The organism is Paenibacillus sp. 2TAB23, assembly GCF_052115165.1.
Taxonomy (GTDB): domain Bacteria; phylum Bacillota; class Bacilli; order Paenibacillales; family Paenibacillaceae; genus Pristimantibacillus.
Map to the genome: position 1 here is coordinate 121,956 of NZ_JBFRGD010000014.1, position 19,649 is coordinate 141,604.

At 44.9% G+C, this 19,649-nt stretch carries 17 protein-coding genes and 1 pseudogene; 9 read left to right on the forward strand and 9 right to left on the reverse strand.

Translation table 11 applies throughout. The features are described from left to right. Positions 1-2 precede the first annotated feature (2 nt). The 4 genes and pseudogenes from AB4Z29_RS20025 (at position 3) to AB4Z29_RS20040 (ending at position 4,619) form a co-directional block, all read left to right on the forward strand. A pseudogene (locus tag AB4Z29_RS20025) lies at positions 3-230 on the forward strand (beta-galactosidase). A 357-nt stretch (positions 231-587) separates the two neighbouring features. Next, entirely contained in the window at positions 588-2,990 is a 2,403-nt protein-coding gene (locus tag AB4Z29_RS20030; protein WP_441944760.1) for a glycosyl hydrolase, read from the forward strand. Positions 2,991-3,484: 494 nt separating this feature from the next. Further along, positions 3,485-3,790: a hypothetical protein gene (locus AB4Z29_RS20035; RefSeq protein ID WP_441944761.1), complete on the forward strand. Its 306-nt coding sequence runs from the start codon at positions 3,485-3,487 to the stop codon at positions 3,788-3,790. 67 nt (positions 3,791-3,857) lie between these two features. Further along, positions 3,858-4,619 (forward strand): hydroxypyruvate isomerase family protein, encoded by a 762-nt coding sequence (locus AB4Z29_RS20040; protein WP_441944762.1) that lies wholly within the window; start codon positions 3,858-3,860, stop codon positions 4,617-4,619. A gap of 172 nt (positions 4,620-4,791) precedes the next feature. On the opposite strand, the gene AB4Z29_RS20045 is transcribed toward AB4Z29_RS20040, so the two are convergent. Beyond that, entirely contained in the window at positions 4,792-5,106 is a 315-nt protein-coding gene (locus AB4Z29_RS20045; RefSeq protein ID WP_441944763.1) for a TetR-like C-terminal domain-containing protein, read from the reverse strand. Next, positions 5,082-5,276, reverse strand: coding sequence for a TetR/AcrR family transcriptional regulator (locus AB4Z29_RS20050; protein ID WP_441944830.1), 195 nt, complete (start codon positions 5,274-5,276; stop codon positions 5,082-5,084). Before AB4Z29_RS20050 ends, AB4Z29_RS20045 begins: the two co-directional genes overlap by 25 nt. Before the next feature lie 1,633 nt (positions 5,277-6,909). Between AB4Z29_RS20050 and AB4Z29_RS20055 the strand changes: the two genes are divergently transcribed. Continuing rightward, positions 6,910-7,635, forward strand: coding sequence for a YhcN/YlaJ family sporulation lipoprotein (locus AB4Z29_RS20055; RefSeq protein WP_441944764.1), 726 nt, complete (start codon positions 6,910-6,912; stop codon positions 7,633-7,635). 221 nt (positions 7,636-7,856) lie between these two features. Next, positions 7,857-8,999: a hypothetical protein gene (locus AB4Z29_RS20060; RefSeq protein ID WP_441944765.1), complete on the forward strand. Its 1,143-nt coding sequence runs from the start codon at positions 7,857-7,859 to the stop codon at positions 8,997-8,999. Between the two features lie 64 nt (positions 9,000-9,063). Here the strand turns inward: AB4Z29_RS20060 and AB4Z29_RS20065 are convergent, their stop codons facing one another. The 4 genes from AB4Z29_RS20065 to AB4Z29_RS20080 form a co-directional block, all read right to left on the reverse strand. Then, positions 9,064-9,813, reverse strand: a complete 750-nt coding sequence (locus AB4Z29_RS20065) for a glycosyltransferase (protein WP_441944766.1) — start codon at positions 9,811-9,813, stop codon at positions 9,064-9,066. After that, positions 9,813-10,799 carry a glycosyltransferase gene (locus AB4Z29_RS20070; RefSeq protein ID WP_441944767.1) on the reverse strand — a complete coding sequence of 329 codons (987 nt, stop codon included), beginning with the start codon at positions 10,797-10,799 and terminating at the stop codon, positions 9,813-9,815. The genes AB4Z29_RS20065 and AB4Z29_RS20070 overlap by 1 nt, the downstream gene beginning before the upstream one ends. A gap of 82 nt (positions 10,800-10,881) precedes the next feature. Then, complete coding sequence (locus AB4Z29_RS20075) at positions 10,882-11,571, reverse strand: glycosyltransferase (RefSeq protein WP_441944768.1); 690 nt, start codon at positions 11,569-11,571, stop codon at positions 10,882-10,884. Continuing rightward, positions 11,565-12,590 carry a glycosyltransferase family 4 protein gene (locus AB4Z29_RS20080; protein WP_441944769.1) on the reverse strand — a complete coding sequence of 342 codons (1,026 nt, stop codon included), beginning with the start codon at positions 12,588-12,590 and terminating at the stop codon, positions 11,565-11,567. Before AB4Z29_RS20080 ends, AB4Z29_RS20075 begins: the two co-directional genes overlap by 7 nt. 201 nt (positions 12,591-12,791) lie before the next feature. On the opposite strand from AB4Z29_RS20080, the gene AB4Z29_RS20085 reads away from it, so the two are divergent. The 3 genes from AB4Z29_RS20085 (at position 12,792) to AB4Z29_RS20095 (ending at position 16,479) form a co-directional block, all read left to right on the forward strand. Continuing rightward, positions 12,792-13,784: a sugar phosphate nucleotidyltransferase gene (locus tag AB4Z29_RS20085; protein WP_441944770.1), complete on the forward strand. Its 993-nt coding sequence runs from the start codon at positions 12,792-12,794 to the stop codon at positions 13,782-13,784. Next, a complete protein-coding gene (locus tag AB4Z29_RS20090; RefSeq protein ID WP_441944771.1) occupies positions 13,781-15,076 on the forward strand; it encodes a UDP-glucose dehydrogenase family protein in 1,296 nt (431 codons plus the stop codon). Before AB4Z29_RS20085 ends, AB4Z29_RS20090 begins: the two co-directional genes overlap by 4 nt. Positions 15,077-15,165: 89 nt before the next feature. Next, positions 15,166-16,479, forward strand: a complete 1,314-nt coding sequence (locus tag AB4Z29_RS20095) for a nucleotide sugar dehydrogenase (RefSeq protein ID WP_441944772.1) — start codon at positions 15,166-15,168, stop codon at positions 16,477-16,479. 70 nt (positions 16,480-16,549) lie between these two features. Here AB4Z29_RS20095 and AB4Z29_RS20100 read toward each other — a convergent pair whose 3' ends face one another. The 3 genes from AB4Z29_RS20100 to wecB all read right to left on the reverse strand — a co-directional run bounded on the left by AB4Z29_RS20100 (position 16,550) and on the right by wecB (position 19,519). Beyond that, entirely contained in the window at positions 16,550-17,284 is a 735-nt protein-coding gene (locus AB4Z29_RS20100; RefSeq protein WP_441944773.1) for a glycosyltransferase, read from the reverse strand. 58 nt (positions 17,285-17,342) lie between these two features. After that, on the reverse strand, positions 17,343-18,326 hold the full coding sequence (locus AB4Z29_RS20105; RefSeq protein WP_441944774.1) for a polysaccharide biosynthesis protein: 984 nt from the start codon (positions 18,324-18,326) through the stop codon (positions 17,343-17,345). Positions 18,327-18,391: 65 nt separating this feature from the next. Further along, the gene (gene wecB, locus AB4Z29_RS20110) at positions 18,392-19,519 is read right to left on the reverse strand and encodes a non-hydrolyzing UDP-N-acetylglucosamine 2-epimerase (RefSeq protein WP_441944775.1); all 1,128 of its coding nucleotides are present in this window, start codon (positions 19,517-19,519) and stop codon (positions 18,392-18,394) included. Positions 19,520-19,649 lie beyond the last annotated feature (130 nt).

Below are 19,649 nucleotides of genomic sequence, written 5' to 3' on the forward strand. Positions count from 1 at the left end.
AGATGCACTACCAGGAATGCCATTGCGATACGTGCAATCGTACATTTGTCGCTTGGCTGCAAAAGCGTTATTCCAGTCTGGAAGAGTTGAATTGGGAGTAGGGTATGGTCGTCTGGAGCGGAGAGTACAGCAGTTGGGCCGAAGTAACGACGCCGCTCGGTACCAGCAAGCCGATGAATCCTTCTTATCTTCTGAAGTGCAAGCGGTTCTTCTCGGACAGCGTAGGCTAGCTGCTAGGATGGCAGCTTGAAATTGTACGCAGAAACTGTCCAGTCCAATTCGTGACGCATAACATGTGGCAATTTAGGATGAAGTGGGCAACAACGTGCTATCCGAGCGATAAACAGAACGCACGATGCTTCGCAAGTTCTATGATGACCCCGTCACCGTCACGCGTGACGAACTTCCGATTTGGGAGCTTAATCCGTTGCTGAGAGGGGGTGGTATGGCAGAGAAATGATTTCAGGCAAATAGTACAGAGAAGATTGCTGTTTTATCTAATTGTTTTAGAGAGACACTTACTGTTTTTTGGCTTTTAAGCTTACTCATTCGATCTTAAAACTAATATGCCAGGGAGGAAATTTATTTTGAAAAATAAATCACGTCTCAAACTATTAAGATTCAGCTTAATCCATTTATTGTCTCTTTGCTTGTTAATTTCTTTTGTCATACCAGTTTACGCTGTTAATAATCAGGTTGCCAATACTCTGGTTTCTGTAGTAGGGAACAAAATCGAGGCTGAGGATGGCGTAATGACAGGCACGGTTTCTGTTGACAATACAACCAGCGGTTACTCTGGTAGAGGATATGCCTCTTTTAAGGGAGAGGGAGATTTAACGCTAACTTATCAAGCTCCCAATGCAGGACTGTATGAAATCACTGTTGGCTATAACTCTCCGTTAGGAAGTAAGAAAACAGAATTAATTGTGAATAACCAAGGTACAGGCGAAATCTCCTTGGAGGAATCGGCTGACTTTCATGAGCTATCAGCAGGCAAAGTACTGTTGCAAGCTGGGGAAAATACGTTTAAGTTCAAATTGGGTTGGGGTTGGTACAATCTCGACTATCTTTTGGTAACACCTATTGGAGGATCTGAGAAAATCGAAGCAGAGGATGGTACCAAGACAGGCACGGTTTCTGTTGAAAATACGATCAGCGGTTATTCGGGTTCAGGATATGCCTCTTTTAAGGGAGAGGGAGATTTAACGCTTACCTATCACGCTCCTAATGTAGGACTGTTCGAAATCATTGTCGGCTACAACTCACCGTTCGGAGATAAGAAAACAGAATTGATTGTGAATGGCCAAGGCACGGGTGAAATATCTTTAGTGCAATCGACTGGTTTTCATGAAGTATCAGCAGGAAAAGTACAGTTACAATCCGGTGATAACACAGTAAAAATCAACTTGGGCTGGGGTTGGTACAATATTGACTATATTATCGTAACATCTGCTGAAGTAGGCGGATCACATCAAGTTGAGAAAATTCTTTCTAACCCGAACGCTACACCAGAAACACAGGCATTGATGAACTACTTGGTGGACACGTATGGCAACGGAATTATCTCTGGTCAGCAGGAAAGACATGATGCGAATTGGATTTATGATCAGACAGGAAAATACCCAGCACTTCTTGGCTTAGATATGATGGATTATTCACCTAGCCGTGTGGAACATGGGACGTCATCCCAATCGATTGAACAGGCGCTCGATTGGGGTCAACAAGGTGGGATTGTTCAAATTCATTGGCATTGGAATGCACCAAAGGATCTTCTTGACGAACCTGGGAATGAATGGTGGAGTGGATTCTATACGAGAGCGACAACTTTTGACGTTGCTTATGCACTTGCCCATCCTGATTCGGAAGACTACCAGTTGCTTCTTAGAGATATTGATGTAATTTCCAATCAATTAAAGCGGCTGCAGGATGCACATATTCCTGTAATTTGGAGACCATTGCATGAGGCTGAAGGCGGTTGGTTTTGGTGGGGGGCAAAAGGTCCTGAGGCATACAAGGAGTTATACCTCCTCATGTATGATCGTATGAAAAATGTACACGGGCTGAATAACTTAATCTGGGTATTTAACTCGGAAAGTGAAGAATGGTATCCTGGCGACGACGTAGTTGATATCGTGACTACAGACTATTATGCTCCTAATGGTGATTACAACCCACTTGTCAACAAATACGATCAACTTGTCTCGCTGGTGAACGGTACTAAGTTGATTGCTCTAGCAGAGAATGGACCTATTCCTGATCCTGATCTTTTACCACTCCTTGGTGCGGACTGGCTGTACTTCATGACTTGGACAGGAAACTCGATCCGTGATGGATTGCAGAATGATCCTCAGCATTTACAAAAGGTCTATCATAGTGATTATGTCATTACAAGGGATGAACTTCCCACTGATTTGTATTCATATGGGCTGGCACCTGTTGCAGAAGTGAGCTACAGTAAAACTGACATAACAAATCAAGATGTGGTGGCAACCATCACAACGAATAAGCAGGTCACTATAACGAATAATGATGGCAAAAGCAGTTATACCTTTGCCAACAATGGAAGTTTTACCTTTGAGTTTGTTGATCAAAAAGGGCTCCAAGGGACCGCAGTGGCTACCGTTAATAATATTGACAAAATTCCCCCAACCCTAAAGGTTTTTTCGGATAAGCCAAAACTTACAAAAAACAATCATAAACTCGAAGAGGTTACTTTCTCTTGGGAAGCAGAAGACAGCGACTCTGGCATTGCAAGTGTGAAGCTAGTATCCGTTACGAGCAACGAGCCGGATAATGGCTCTGGAGACGGTAATACGACAGGAGATATCCAAGGCGCGGAGATTGGGACAAGTGATAACAAGATTCTCTTGCGCGCCGAAAGATCGGGGAATGGCTCAGGTAGGGTATACACCGTTACCTATGAAGCCGTTGATCATGCGGGTAACAAAACCCAGGCTTCGGGTACTGTTTCTGTACCGCATAATGGATAATAACAATTATTAGAAAGTGAGGTCGCCGTCACCAATAGCGTTAATTTTCACTTCCAATCCGTTTACTTCTGTTCTCGCAATATTCGAGTCAATCCCTTGATCCGTTACTTGAGAAAGGCGTAGCGCCTGCTAATGACACCGAAACGCGTATTGGCTTCCGGAATATCGACTTCGGACCATTCGGATCCGACATGGTAACGATTCCGGGTTATGGCTTGTCCAGTAATGCATAAAAGCTTCAAATTTGGGAAGGAATTCCTGAAGAAGACGGCAGCGTATTAGTTGCCGACACCTATTATCAAAAACCTTACGAGTGGAGTACGTATAAAGAAGAAACCTATCGTCTCTCTAGGCGCCTTCGTGGTATTACATCATTATGCATTGTTCTCTACCAAAAGCTTCAAATTAAAGGCTTCACTTTTGAGCGCCAGAACAGGGCTTTCGAGCAAAATTGGGCCGCAGATAGCGACCATATCTATGGAGACTCATTTACAGTGGCTGGTCAATGTTTTGAGAGCATCGGGAATAACGTTACGCTTGAATTCTCACAAATGGAGTTTTCCGTTGAAGGTGCATCGAAGTTGGTCGTCTGGGGGAGATCACCTATCGACAAGAATACTATTCACATTCAGTTCGGCGACGAGAATGGTGAGAAGAGACAAATCGTAGAATTCACGAAAACCGAAGGTTATGAAGAGCAAGCATTTGAGTTAGAAAAGGTTGATGGTATGAAGAAAGTGACGTTTATCTTCTTACCGGGTAGCATATTTGACTTTAAAGGATTCCGCTTTGAGAGATAAGTTTAATGCACCCATATTAATTGAAGTAGTAAAGGATACAGGGAGCGTAATAACGAAAGGGGAACTTATGAAATTTTCAGTTTGCATCGATTCCGTATTTAGGAATATGAAATTGTCAGAGGCATTGTCACATGTGAAATCATCAGGGTTTGACGCATTCGAATTTTGGAATTGGAGACATAAAGACATAAACCTGATGGCAAGCGAAATGAAACGACTTGAGCTTTCGCTCTCGACGTTTTGTACAGATGGTGGCAATCTAGTAGATCAAGAGTCTCATAAGGAATACTTGCAAGGCATTAAGGAAGCGATAATTGTTGCTAAAAGACTTGGCTGCGGGACGCTGATAACACAAACTGGAAATGAATTAAGTGGTATCTCGCGTGAGCGCCAAGTTGAAAATGTTTTGACAGGGTTACGGCTGGCGGCTCCAATTGCGGAAGAGGCAGGTGTTACACTCCTTCTGGAACCTCTCAACACGAAAGTTGATCATCCCGGGTATCTCTTAACGCGCTCGAGCGAGGCATTTGAGCTTATCGAACAGGTTGGAAGTAATTATGTGAAAGTATTATTTGATATCTACCATCAACAGATTTCTGAAGGTAATCTAATTAGCTCAATGCTGAGTAATCTTCAAAGTATTGGTCATTTACATGCTGCAGGTTGTCCAGGGCGCAATGAATTACAATTTGGCGAAATCCATTATGCCAACGTCATTCAAGCATTGCGCAACGCGGGGTATTCAAACTATTTTGGTCTGGAGTTTATGCCTTCTGCTGAACCTGCCTTAGGATTGGATTACGTTAGGAATTTAATGGATGCGTCCTAAAAAATAGCTTCAGAAATAGTGGCCGTGGCGCTCTGTGAGCTGCCCGGCCATGTTTTGTTTGATGAATGTAAAAGGCAGAGATGTCATTTGGTCTTTTACTGTCTACATACCCGACACATGTGAATTGGTCAATATTGATGGTGCTGAATAAGCGAGTAGGCTAATGTACTCATCATGATTGAGATTGAAGGATCAATTGATTAAGCTCGAGCAGCGACCATGTCTGATCAGTTATTTCTTCAGCAGAACAGGGCGTTGTATGGGTAAACCACCATTCAATCACACCAACGATCGCTGAACTTAAGAATTGCACGAATGTATCTTTACGCAACTCATCCAGACTTACATTGTTTTCGTTGATTTGCTCAACTATTTTCTTATTCATCATTTCACGCAGGTGAATTTTGAAGGAAGGGACGCCTTTGTTACCTAAAAAGATCTTATAAAAAAAAGCATTCTTTTCTATCTGTTCAATTGTACGGAGCAATGAAGCCTTAAATGGAACGATTCGGTTTCATCCACTGAATAGCAACTTTCAATCAAATGTTCCAGTTGAACCTCTATGTATTTATCCATTAGGTCGTATTTGTCCAAGTAATGCGAATAAATGGTTCCTCGATTTACATCAGCACGCTCTTCGATTTCGTTCATTGTAATTTTTTCAAAATCTTATTCTACTATTAGATGCATCATTGCATTCATGATGGCTGCTTGGTTTTTCTTTATTCTTCTGACAAAGGTAAAAAAAGAGGGAGATATGGCTATGAGAATATTAGTTTTTGTAGTTACCTTGCTCATGTTCTAGTGCGCGGGGGAAATGATGTCACAGTACTTGCTAGAGGGAAACACTGACCAATTGAAGAAGTACGGACTTGTCATTCTTCATTACTTCCAGAAAAAAACACTGTTGATGAAGTAAGAGTCATCCATGAGCTTCAATCTGAAGATTGCTATGATCTTATTTTTGTAGTAATGAAATACAATGATTTCCCATCCGTATTGCCTATTCTAGCGGAGAATCAGTCACAGAATGTTGTTCTTGTCGGAAATAATGCTGATGCCCATGGAATGCAAAATTCCCATCAGGAAAAGAGCATTGTGAAAAAAATATCATCTTCGGATTTCAAATTAGCGGAGGGCTCCGAGAAGAATGCGGTCGCATCATCTGCACTCACGGAGGCGGACAAATGGTATTAGGCAGTCTAGACGGCGATATCCCAATAAAGCCTTTATTATATAATTTTTAAACATGTTAAGTACAAATTAGCTTATCATGATGATATGGATGCTTGGCTCATAAGTCATATCGTCACTATAATAGCTTTGAATTCTATAAGTTTTCTTAACGATGGTGGCCTGAAAAAAGTATCTAAGGACAAGAAGCGATTAAAGCAAGCAATATTCGTCATGGACGAAGGTTTTCAAATATTAGAAAAATTAGGTTATACAATTACTCCTGCAAAACAAGTTAGCCTTATTCGAAAACATAGACAGGTTGTGTACTATGTTCTGAAAATCATACATAAATTGCCGTTTATATAATGGGTGGGAGGACTTTTTGTTGAAATTGTAGCTTTGTATGATTCGTTCGATAAGTTGAAACAACAATTAAACATTGCGACACCCCATCGGGATGAACTTGAAAAACAAGTGCTCTCCAAGTTTGTTTCAAACCACCATTAAACCCATCGCCCAATTCATAGTGCGAAACAAGGGTTTATGTCGAAAGTCATTATTCGCTGTATCAAAAGTATATTATAATTATTACTTAAACGGGTGTCTGCAGTGCCAACATGAATTATAACACACAAATTTAGCTAATTCCGTTGTATTCTCAGGTCTATTGTTTAAACTGTACTGTTTTCCTACAGTTAGTTCCAAACGATGCACTTCACCGTTACGATGCCCTTTTATAGCCTTTTTATCCATATCTATTACTACGTCTTATTACGAATGAGCAACTGTTTAATCACGTCCTTTACAGGCACGCCTGCTAACCTCATTTCAATAGCCTTAACTTTCACTTCCAAGAGGGTAACTATCATTACTCTGCATATTTATGCAAACACCTTTGAAGGATATTATCAGAATTTATGACATTTTAGCATGATATGTTTATAATTATTCGATTCAGATTCAGAAATTATGAAATATACCCTATTGAAATTAGGCTTTTTTTGAATAAATTCTCAAATAAATATGACGCCACCCAAATGAATAGACATCGCTTGTCAGGCGAACGCTAAGCAAAGGTCTTGAACCTAAATCAAATCAGGTGGAGGATGGCTCAATGCGCAAACAAATCGTTGCTTTGTCTGCAGGTGTGTTGCTTAGCACGATGCTGGCAGGCTGCATGGAAAATCACGGTGAGCTTGGGAATAAAGACATCCGATCAAACAGCATTCGATATGATGCAAATGGCAATTTATTAAAAAACAAACGGTTCGCCGATGATCAAATGAATGAAATGAACCGGGTGAATGGACGAAGGTTAAACAGCAATAATGTTATCGGCTCTCACAAAAATTACCGTATGGAGATGAGCGAGAAGCTTGCTAAGGAGATTACGGATCTGGGGGTAGTTAAGGCCTCCTACGTCATGCTGACAGAACATAACGCGTATGTAGCGGTCTCTCTGGACGAAGGCGAGCCTAATATGGAATCCCAAATGCTAAGCCGCACAAACAACGGTTATAGGGGAAAAGAAGGCGCTGAGATCAGCAGGCGCATGAGCAGCTTGTCAACCGGTCATGCTCAGTTGACTGATGCAATGAAAGATCAGATCGCGAATAAGATCCAAGAGCTTAATCCAAGCATTGAGCATGTGTACGTATCCGCGAACCCTGATTTCGTTGGACGAATGACGGCATACATGAATGATGTTAAGCTCGGGCACCCCATTCAAGGGTTTATAGCAGAATTCAACGCAATGGCTGAGCGCGTATTTCCGAAAAAATCTGGGGAGGATCAGGTGGAGAACAGAAGCACAAAAACAAAACGAATGATTTACGACTAGGGTGAAGATGCGTTCATGCGTAGACGGCAGAAGAATCACTTCGGCCGTCTTCTGGCATATAGGTGCGCACTCTCGGATTCTATCATCGTTGAGGGGTCAAATATAGACAGATCATAGGGTTTCCTGCCATTCTAGTCCTTCATAGAATAGGGTAGGAGAGGAGATGGTCAAACTACCATGAGTGATAAAAGACTACACCGAAATAGAATGGAAGGATCTAGATGATTGTCGTAACGGCAATTAGTGCCGTTCACTTGCCTAAAGCGATCGTCATGGCCAAATCGGTTAAGGAGCAAATGCCCGGAAGCAAGGTAGTAGTAGCATTAATGGAGGATAAACTGCCTATTGCCGCAAGGCAATGCTCTTATTTTGATGAGACGGTATTGATGAAAGATATTGATGCATTGGATAGTGTGCCGAAATTTTTCTTTCAATATACATTAATAGAAGCAGAACGGGCTTGCAGATCCTTTGCTGTCCGATATGTATACGATAAATATGGAAGTGAGAATCACTTTATCAGCATGGACGCAGGTACGATGATGCTATCTCCTTTAAACGAGCTTCCTGCGATTTGGGAAGCGCATCCGATTGCGATAGCGAGCAAAGTTATTTTTCCCGAAGCGCTGGATGCCCATATGCAGTCGAGTGTACGCCAGAAGGGCATATTCGATACCGGCTTCGTAGCCCTAAGACGCCACTCTATCACAAATGACTTCTTGAAATGGTGGTGCAGGCTTAGCGAGAATAACTGTTATTACGAGAACGAAAGCAGCCGGTTTGCCGATCAATCCTGGCTTGATTTCACGCATACGCTGTTTGATAGCGTATATGCGATTAGAAATCCGGGGTATCTGGTGAATGCAGATAATCTCATGGAGCGCTGGAATATTACGGCTGCAGGGCCGAATCACTATGCTGTCGAAGGCCAGCCGCTTCGCATCGTGCAGCCCTCGAAGGGGGTTCTTCAGGCAACGGCTTGGATTGAAGACGCGAATGCGATGCTGTATCAGGAGCTCTATGAAAATTACAGAAAGAGTCTAGAAGCAGTAAGTGATACGGAGATGGAGAGCGAACCTTGGAGCTATGGAATATTTTCAAGCGGAGAAGTGGTTTCAGATCGTTCGAAAGCGTTGTTCCGTCGCTACTATTATGAGAATCCAGAAACGGAAAATCCTTATCTGCTAACGAATGCCTACTTTGGCCCAGACGAACAGGTTGTGCACGGATATAGCGGTTCGGATGAAGACATGCTCGATTCCAGCCTTGAAATGTTTGAGAAAACAACAGTCTTGAAAAGAAGAAAGCTTGTCCGTAAAAAAAGGAAATCGATTAGGCGCAAACGCATTCAGCGCAGAAAATGAAAGTGGAGGCTGCCTATCATCATCTAGGATGAGTGAATTGTGGCCAGCCTCCACGCATTTGGCGTTAGTTCTTGCTTGTAGTGCTAGAGATGGAAGTATGAAAAGGTTTCATAATATGTTTTCTGAAGTTATTCGTACGAATGATGATAGCCCTTTTACTAGACAACAATTGTTTATCGTTTACTTTCCAGGTATGCGAGCTCGGATCCTTTCGGCGGAAAGCGACGAAATTGTAGCGGGAGGTTGTATATAACCGAAAACCGCTTGCCAGGCAGGCGCGGATGAAACGGACATCTGTGCCTTGTATAATATGGGTGGAAAATTGCACTTTTTCAAAAACATGCTTATGAAACATAATCGTAGCTCCTGCTATTTTCTTGCATCGACTATTGGCGCGGACCGCAGTTCTGCGGAATAGCAGCTTGGAGCGGTGAGGAAAATAGAAATAGCAGGAGCGTTTGCCTACAATATCCGCATTGGAGCTTGAAAATTGCCGCATAGCCTCGGCTAGATAATAGGGGGAGTAATAATCATCATCGTCAAGCTTGGCGATATAATTGAATTTGGCTTGAGAGACTCCGTAATTGAGACAGGCTCCCAGATTTTTGCCCTCATCTACCCTAAACACGGACACATTCGGATACTCCAGCGCCTTCTGCCTGTAAGGAGTCAAGGAAATTGCGTTATCATTCACGATAATGATCAGCTCCTTATTGCTCCAAGTCTGCCGATCGTAATTGTGAAAGATCTGCTGGATAAATGGCTCACGTACTGTCGCAGCGATCATGGATACGCCTTCAGCCGCAAGTTTCATTAAATCTCATTCCAGGTTGATTGTTTACTGAGCTTATATTGCTTTCCCTTAATGATTTTTTTGTACAGCTTCAGAAATTTGCTCGTCATAGCACGGTCAGAGAAGTTCGTTTTGACGTAGCGCCTGCATGCACGTGCTGAGGGCAGCTTTTTCGGATGATTGGCTTTCGCGATCATGCTTTTTGTGTTTTTGCAGATGAGCTCGGGCATGCCCTTCAGCACTTCAGGCACTGCCCCTCCTTTCTTGAAGCCAAGCGCAGGCGTTCCACAAGCCATCGCTTCGATTAGCACGAGGCCGAACGGTTCATCCCAAGTCGATGTGAAGAGCACGCAGCTTGCCTCGGAAAGCAGCTGCTGCTTTTTCCTGCCGCCAACGGGTCCCACATATCGGATATGCTTATTCAAATGCGGTTGGATTTTGGACTTGAAATATTTGTTATCATGGATCGGACCGGCGAGGATCAGATCCTTGCCTGTTTTTTTGGCAACCTTAATGGCGAGATGTGTTCCTTTTTCCTTCATGATCCGGCCAAGGAAGAGGAGATGCTTCTTTTTCTTTTTGCGGAAGGTATAATCTTTCATCCGAATGCCGTTATGCACGAAGAAGCCTTTTTTATCGCCATATTTGCTCCATATTTTTTTGCTTACATATACGGGAATCTGAACGCCGGTTACCCCTTTTGAATGGGAGCTGCGAATCGTGGGAATTGGAGGATTAGCTTTCGCGACAATACCGTAATGATCATGAATGAAGTCAATGCCGTCCGGAAGGTTTTTTTTGATAAAAGCGAGCTGTTCCTTGGCATCGTTGGATGGGTAATAGAAGGTTTTTGTCGATCGGGCGGTTGTGCCTTTTTTGGCAAATAAATAAACTTTATGACCGCGCCTGAGCAGTTCCTCCGTTAAATAGTATACCTCGCGCTGCGTACCCCCGTAATCCTTTGGAGGGACAGGTATGGTATTGTTCGATATTTGAGCAATTCTCAAAGCGGCTCAGCTCCTCTGTTTTAGTGCAGCCGAGACTGCGAATCCCGCTGTCCCGGCTTTTTAGCCATTCCTGCTGCTCTAGTTAAGAAACGTATTTTTTGAAGTTGCGGGTATAACGGACCAGCTTGCAATGAGACATGTATCGTTTCGTGCTCTTTTTTTGCGTGTGGGAGCCAATGTTTTTTCTTCTTATGCAGACGTAATGTTTTTTGGAAACCGAATATATTTTATAGCCTCTCCGACGGCATCTGCCAGTCCATCCGGAATCGGTGCCTACTAATTTGTTTTCGGGGAATTTCACTTTTTTCCATACGGATTTTCGGAATAAAAGGGTGCCGCCTTTAACGGATCTTTGATATTTGCGCTCGCCGCCGGAACGAAACACCATGAGTGCCTTTTTTTCCTCGAAATAAAGATAGGAGGTATGCTTGCCAATGATTTTAGCTTTTCCTTTTTTGAGCGCTCGCACGGATTCCCTCAAATACTTCGCCCCGTAGTAATCATCGTCGTCGAACTTCGTAATGATGCCGTCCTTCGCTCTTGCAATGGCATAATTCAAGCATTTGCCAAGCTTATACTTCTGTGGGAGCTTGAATACGCGCACTTCGTTATTCGGGTAACGGCTTGCTCTCTCTTTCCATGCCTCCAGATTCATGTTGTTTTTGTTCAGCACAATAATCATTTCCTTGTCTTTCCATGTCTGCCGATCATAATTGGCGAAGACATTATCCATAAATGAAGACCTCATCGTGCAGGCAATGATGGTTACCATTCGTTCATCTCCTCGTTCTGTTTAACGATCCGGGCTTTCCGCTTATTCCACTTTGAGTTCTTGATAAGCTTGTATTTGTTCCCTTTTATAATTTTTTTATAGAGCTTGAGAAATTGATCGGTCATGACGACATCGGAGAAACGCTTGCGCACGTATCGCCTGCATCGATGGGGAGAAGGGAATCGTTTGGCGTTCTTGACTTTAGCGATCATTTCCCTCGTGTTGGCGCATATCAGCTGAGGCAAGCCCTTCAGTACTTCAGGAATGGCGCCTTTTCTGAATCCGAGGACGGGAGTCCCGCTTGCGAGCGCTTCGATCAGTACAAGCCCAAACGGTTCATCCCAAGTGGAGGTGAACAGCACGCAGCTTGCGCCTGCAAGCAATTCTTGCTTTTTGCTGCCGCCGACCGAGCCCACATAGCGGATGCGTTTATTGAGATGGGGCTTTATTTTGGCATTAAAATATTTCCTGTCATTTAACGGACCTGCGATAATTAGCTCTTTTCCGGTTTTTTTGGCAACCTCGATCGCGAGGTGAACGCCTTTCTGTTCAATCAGCCGTCCAAGAAAGAGCAGGTATTTGCTTTTCTTCTTTTGAAAGATGTAATCCTCGACACGAATCCCGTTATAGACGTAGAAACCTTTCCTTTTTCCATATTTCCGTAATATCATCCTGCTCACATAGACGGGAAGCTGAACGCCGCTCACGCCTTTTGAATGCGAGTTGCGGATCGTTGGAATCGGCGGGTTCGCTTGCGCGACGATACCGTAATGGTCATGGATGAAATCGACGTCCTCAGGCATGTTTTTTATGATGAAATCGAGTTGCTCTTTCGGGTTATTGGAAGGATATTCAAAGGTTTGGGTAGCTTGAGCCGTAGAGCCTTCCTTGGCGAACAAGATGACCTCGTGTCCGCGGCGAACCAATTCCTCGGTGAGATAATAAACGTCACGCTGCGTGCCGCCGTAATCTTTTGGAGGAACTGGAATCGTATTTGTCGATACTTGAACGATCTTCAAATGTACACAGCTCCCTTAGGTTAGTATCCATGGGCATTTCTTGATAGGATATGAGCGGTTTTCAGCAGACGACACGGCACTTTCATTAGTTGGGCGAAGAAAGTTCCGCTTAATTCTATCTCGCTCGCGAAGCTCGGCCCACACCAATCATGCTGCGATTTAATAGATTAATAGAAACTGATTTTTTAGGGGAGATGCGAATTGAAAGGACTTATCCTATGTGCGGGTAAAGGGACGAGATTGTATCCGATCACTTTGAATTTTCCAAAAACACTTATTCCTGTAGCCAACATTTCTATTCTGCAAGCTTGCATCGAGAAACTGACTGAGCTTGCCATTGTGGAAGTCGGAGTCGTTATCCATCCGTCGCAGGAAGACTTGATTCGCGAGCATGTTGGCTATGGAGAAGCATGGGGAGTCGCGATCACATATATTTACCAATATGAAGCGAGAGGCATCTCAGACGCAGTCAGGCAAGCTCAGACGTTTATTGGAGAGGAAGCCTTCCTGCTTCTGCTGGGAGACAATTTAATTTCCCAAAGCCTGACGGAGCTGAAGCTCGATGTGGAGGAGAGAGGCAGCCATGGCTCCTTATTGCTTGCAGAGGTTGCGAATCCTCGGGATTATGGCATTGCAGAGGTGCTGGAGGGACGCATCGTGCAGCTGGAAGAGAAGCCGGTGGCACCGAAGTCCAAGCTTGCCGTGCTGGGCGCTTATGCTTTTGACAGCGCCATATTCGAAGCGGTGGATCATATTAAGCCATCGCCAAGAGGGGAATATGAGATTACCGATGCGATTCAATGGCTTATTGAGCATGGCAAGCAGGTAACCTACCATGTGACCGAGCAGCTCAACATGGATGTCGGAACGGTGGGGCGGTGGCTGGATGCGAATCGTCAAATGCTGGAGGTGCTCCCGCCCCAGGGTGCCATTCATAAATCCGTTGTTGCAGAGAACTGTACGATCATAGCTCCGGTGTCCATCAATCAGGGCTGCGTCCTTAAAAACTGTGTGATCGGACCTTACGTGTCGATTGGTGCAGATTCGCATATTGAGGATTGCCGCATAGAAAACAGCATTCTACTAAGCGGCGTCCATTTAAAGCATATTCCTAACCCGCTGAAGGATACGGTGATTGGCCGCCAATCCGTTATGACGGGGTTGCAGGTACAGAAAGAAGGGGGAAACGAATGAAAATATTAGTGATCGGGACCGGCTATGTCGGTTCAACGACGGCAATGGTGTTTGCCGAGCTTGGCTGGAAGGTGATGGGGCTTGATACTGATGTTCACAAAATCAGGCAGCTTAGACAGGGCCTGCTGCATTTCCATGAGCCAGGCTTGGAGGATTTATTGAAAAAGCATATCCAATCGGGACAAATCAGATTTACAACCGACAAAGACAAGGCCATTCAAGAGAGCGATGTCATCTTTATCTGTGTAGGAACGCCGTCGCGGCCGGACGGCAGCGCCGATTTGCGTTTCGTTAAGCAGGTTTCCTTCGAGATCGGTCAGAAAATGAATGGCTACAAGCTGGTCGTAACCAAAAGCACGGTTCCAGTCGGGACGCAGGAGCTGGTCACTGGCTGGATCAAGGCTGCGCAGGAGCATGTCTACCCGTTCGACGTAGCGTCAAACCCCGAATTTCTTCGTGAAGGAAAAGCGGTGACAGATGCCTTGAATCCGGATCGTATCGTAATCGGATCAGAGAGCAAGCGAGCGACGAATCTGCTCAAGTCGCTTTACCATTCCGTGAAGTGTCCCCTTGTGATCACTACTCCGCGAACAGCAGAGCTTATTAAATATGCTTCAAATGCATTTCTAGCTACCAAAATTTCCTATATTAATGAGCTCGCTAGGCTTTGTGATGAGCTGAACGTCAATGTGAAAGATGTAGCAGGAGGAATTGGTTTAGACCCGCGTATCGGCTCAAGCTTCTTACAAGCGGGGATCGGTTATGGGGGATCATGCTTTCCAAAGGATGTATCTGCTTTAATTCTGACAGCAAGGCAGAACAACATCGAGCTGAGCGTGCTAGAGAAGGTCGTGAAGGTCAATCAAACGCAGCATAGTTACCTGACGGATAAGGCTAGAGCGCGGCTCGGCAGCTTTTCGGGCAAAAAAATAGCGATTCTAGGCTTAGCGTTTAAGCCGGATACCGATGACATAAGGGAAGCTCCTGCTCTTCGCATCATCGAGAGCCTCTTGAATGAACGAGCCCAATTAAGGCTATATGACCCTATTGCGACCCTTCCGAACGATGTGAAATATGAATCCGTAGCGGTATGCCTGGAGGTGGAGGAAGCATTGAAGGAAGCGGACGCTGTTTTTCTTTGCACGGAATGGCCAATCATTCGGGGGATTGACTGGGCCCAGATGAAGCATGTGATGTCACATGGCAATGTATTCGACGGCAGGAATATCCTGAATGCGCATGACATGCAGGCGATGGGTTACTATTATCAGAGCATTGGCAGCAATGATTAGCCGTAATTTTGTCCAATCATTTCCTATGACGCTTTCATATACTATTTCAGTTGGCTATTGCAGATAGAAAGAAGGCGAGATCATAGAGTATGAATATGGAAGCGGACATTTGGTCTCCAAATGAGCAGCGAACGGTAGCTATTGTGGGGCTTGGCTATGTGGGCCTTCCGTTGGCGCTGCTATTTGCCGAGAGAGGTTTTCATGTGCTTGGCATTGATTTGGATAAGCAGAAGATCGATAACCTAAACAGCGGAAAGAGCTATATTCTAGAGGTGCAGGACGATGAGATTCAAGCAGCGATAGCTTCGAAATGCTTCATGCCATCGGATCAGTACAGCGAGCTGGAGTTGGCCGAAGCTATTATGATTTGCGTCCCGACTCCGCTTACTGCTTATGGGACGCCGGATTTAAGCTTTCTTACGCAGGCGGCAAGGGAAATCGGCTGCCGGCTAAGAAAGGGACAGCTTGTTGTTTTGGAAAGCTCGACGTATCCGGGAACGACTCGTGAGGTGCTGCTCCCTCTATTGAGCGCTTTTAATTGGAAGATCGGCGTAGACGTCAATCTAGCCTATTCGCCGGAGCGGGTCGACCCAGGCAACATGGATTACAGAGTCGCGCAAATCCCGAAGGTGGTCAGCGGCATTACGCCGAGCTGCTTGAGCAGGATTGTTGAGCTGTACAGCGGCGTATTTAACCACGTGCATAGCGTCTCTTCAACGGATGCCGCCGAAATGACGAAGCTGCTGGAAAATTCATATCGTCTCGTCAATATATCCTTTATTAATGAGCTGGCAATGATATGTGATGTGCTGGAATTAAATTTGTGGGAGATTATTGAAGCAGCCAATACGAAGCCGTTTGGCTTCAAGGCTTTTTATCCCGGTCCTGGGGTCGGCGGCCATTGCATTCCGGTAGATCCTTCGTATCTGGCCTGGAAAATCAAGCAATATGGCATCAAATCGGATTTCATTCAAATTTCGAACACAGTCAACCGCATCATGCCGATGTACATTACGCAGCAGATGAAATTACATCTGGCGCCAAAACCGTTGTCGAGTGCACGAATCTTGGTATACGGAGCAGCCTATAAGCGGGATATAGCCGACCATAGGGAATCTGCCTCCATAGAGCTCATCCATATGCTTCAGCTAGAGGCGGAATGCGTGATGTACCATGATCCTTATGTCCCCACCATACAAGTTGGAGGAGAGAAGCTCATGAGCGTGGAGCTGGATGAAGCTTTACTAAGCGGGCTGGATTGTGTCGTGATTGCGACGGATCACTCGAGCTTGCCGCTGCAGATGCTGCTTGAGCATGCTTCGTTTATTTATGACACCCGCAATGTGACTGGCGGGGCGGAAGGCAAAGCCAAGGTCGTAAGGTTCGGCGGAGGCTGGAGCTGACAAAGCGGTTCGATGGATTCGACGCAAAAACAAGGATGGCCGCGGCCATCCTTGTTTTTGTATTCAGATATTAAAGGGATTCTTGGACAACGAATTTGCGATAATCGTCAGTATGGGTAATGAGGATGCCGGTACTGAGGAAATATTCCTTTGCAGGCTTCCATGTGTGAAGATTCGGATCCGCTCTGCGGTTGCAAACGTAATTGTAACGGTTGGTTGTGAAAATTTTGAAATTCGATAAACGGCAGTCCCTTAGAAAAGCAACGTCCTCGCCAAGTGAAATCGGTTGGAAACGGACCCTTTGGAATACTTTTTTTCGAAACAGCAGCGTTGCTCCGGCAATTTGTTTCGTATACGTGTTTTCTCTATTGGGAAATCGAAGGGACAAAGCCCGGTCCTCTTCCAAATAAGTGTGATACGCACTTTTTCCGATAATATCCGCTCTTGTCGTGTGCAGTGCATGAATCGCTGAGCTAACATAATAGCGTGAGTAAAAATCATCGTCATCGAATTTAGCAAGCACATCGAACCGACTCCGTTCAGCAGCGAAATTTAAGCACTCGCCAAGACTTATAGTCTCGGGCAGCTGGTAGACGGAAATATTGGGATAGATAGCAGCGCGATCCTGCCAATCGGCCAAGCTGAGCTGATCATTGTTCAATATAATGATCAGCTCTTTGTTCTCTATGATTTGCCTGCCGTAGTTGTTGAATATATTGTACATATACGGCAGCTTATTCGTGCAAGTAATAATCGATACGCCAATATCGGTCGCAGCCTTTCTTTTCTTCTTGTTCGTTTTCACCAAGCACACCACCTAGGTTTGTTCGTTAAAGTTTGCTTTCCCCTCATTTCTAATCGAATTAAATGAACTTTCCTTTTCTTAACAATGTCTCAATCTCTTCATAGGACATGAGGTCTTGATCGGACTGGAAGTACGGGAAAGTTACTTTCGGCAGATGGTTATATTGATTATAGAGCTGCACCGTTGGATGCGATGGGAGGATGACATAATATTGCTCATCATACTTATACGAGTAAGGGGATTCGGATTGCGAGATCAATACCTCGTGCAGCTTCTCGCCTGGGCGAATTCCAATGTCCTTGATCGGCAAGTTTGATCCTCCGAAAACATTTTTTAATACCTGAATGAGATCGATGATTTTGCATGCCGGCATCTTCATCACGAAGGTTTCGCCCCCAACGGCTACTGCAGTAGCCTTGAGCAGCAGTTGAATCGCTTCAGGCACGGTCAGAAAGAAGCGTGTCATKTCGACATCGGTAAGTGTAAGCTCTTGACCGTCGATGATTTGCTGTTTAAATAAGGGAACAACGCTGCCGTTCGTTCCGAGCACATTGCCGCCGCGTATACAAACAAAGCGTGTTCTCTCGCTTAAATCATTGGCTTTAATAATGATTTTCTCGCCGATTGCTTTGGTCATTCCATAGAAATTGATAGGATCTACCGCTTTGTCGGTCGAGACATCGATTACCTTCTCGACGCCCTGCGCGATACTTGCGCGTATGATGTTCTGGGTGCCAAGCACGTTTGTTTTGAGCGCTTCGTAAGGCTGGAATTCGCAAATCGGCACATGCTTCAGCGCGGCAAGATGAAAGACGTAATCTACGTTTTGGCATGCTTCATAGACAGCTTCATAATCGCGTACGTCCCCGATTATGAAATTGAGCTTCGGACTGTTGAATTTTCTTTTGAGATCGACCTGTGTAAATTCATTGCGGGAGAAGATGCGAATTTCCTTCGGATCAGATCCCAAGAGGTTTCTAGTCAGCTCTTGTCCCCACGAGCCTGTACCGCCCGTTATTAAAACCGTTTTATTTGTAAACATGTGTAACCCTCCTCAGATACTTATGCTTAGCTTGTGCCGCATGATCGCTCTTCTATTACTTGCTTCTACTTGTTCCAGATAACTCTATTAACGATTTTGGTATAGCTCTGAATAATTTTGACAACCTTAATGGAAACATTCGTATCCTGATAATCTGGAACCAATGGGTTTACGTGAGTGTTATTGGAGTGAATGCCAACCGCGAGTTGAATGGATTCCAAAATATCATGGCCGGATACGCCTCCAATAACGACGGTCCCTTTATCCAGCACCTCCGGCCTCTCCGTACTGGTTCGAATTAATACGCCGGGGAAGTTGAGAATGGCAGATTCTTCGCTTAACGTTCCGCTGTCGGAGAGAACGCAGTAGGCATGCTGCTGCAGATGGTTGTAATCCAAGAAACCGAACGGCTGGTGTATACGAACGAGGGGATGGAGCTTCAATTGCTTATCCTGCAGCTTTTTGAGCGATCTAGGATGGGCTGAATAGATGACAGGAAGCTGAAGAATCTCTGCAACGTGGTTAATGCCTTCAATTAGGGAGGTGAAACGCTCATCGATATCCAAATTTTCTTCACGATGCGCGCTGAGCACGATATATTTCTGCTGCTCCAAGCCGAGCTGGGTGAGTATATCTCGGTTGTCCACTTCATGCTGGAATTGAGCGAATACTTCGGGGAGCGGGGAGCCAGTCACAAAAATATGTTCCTTGCGAACGCCTTCTGCGAGTAAATACCTTCTGCTATGCTCCGTATAAGGCAGATTCACATCACTGATGTGATCGACAATCCGGCGGTTCGTTTCCTCCGGAACATTCTGATCGAAGCAGCGATTGCCTGCTTCCATATGAAAGATCGGAACCTTCAATCTTTTGGCGGCGATCGCGCTCAGCGCGCTATTCGTATCGCCTAACAGCAGTACGGCATCCGGTTGTACCTGTGCCATTAAGTCGTAGGAGCGGGAAATAACGTTGCCGATTGTCTCTCCCAGATTTTTGCCGACTACGTTCAAATAATAATCGGGTTTTCTAAGCTGCAGATCTTCGAAGAAAATGTCATTGAGCTGGGGGTCCCAGTTTTGGCCGGTATGCACAAAGACATGATCAAAGTATAGATCGCAGGCTTTGATGACCGACGCCAAACGGATGATCTCCGGCCTCGTGCCAAGGATCGTCATTACTTTCAATTTGTTCACCGATTACCGCCTCCGGGTAAAATATAGTTGCCTAAAGCTCCTCCTAGCCGAGTGCATCTTCTTGATCCTTACATTAGAAATCACCTCCTAGAGCGACTGTGCGTCTATGGCTTCTGCGAACATTACTCTA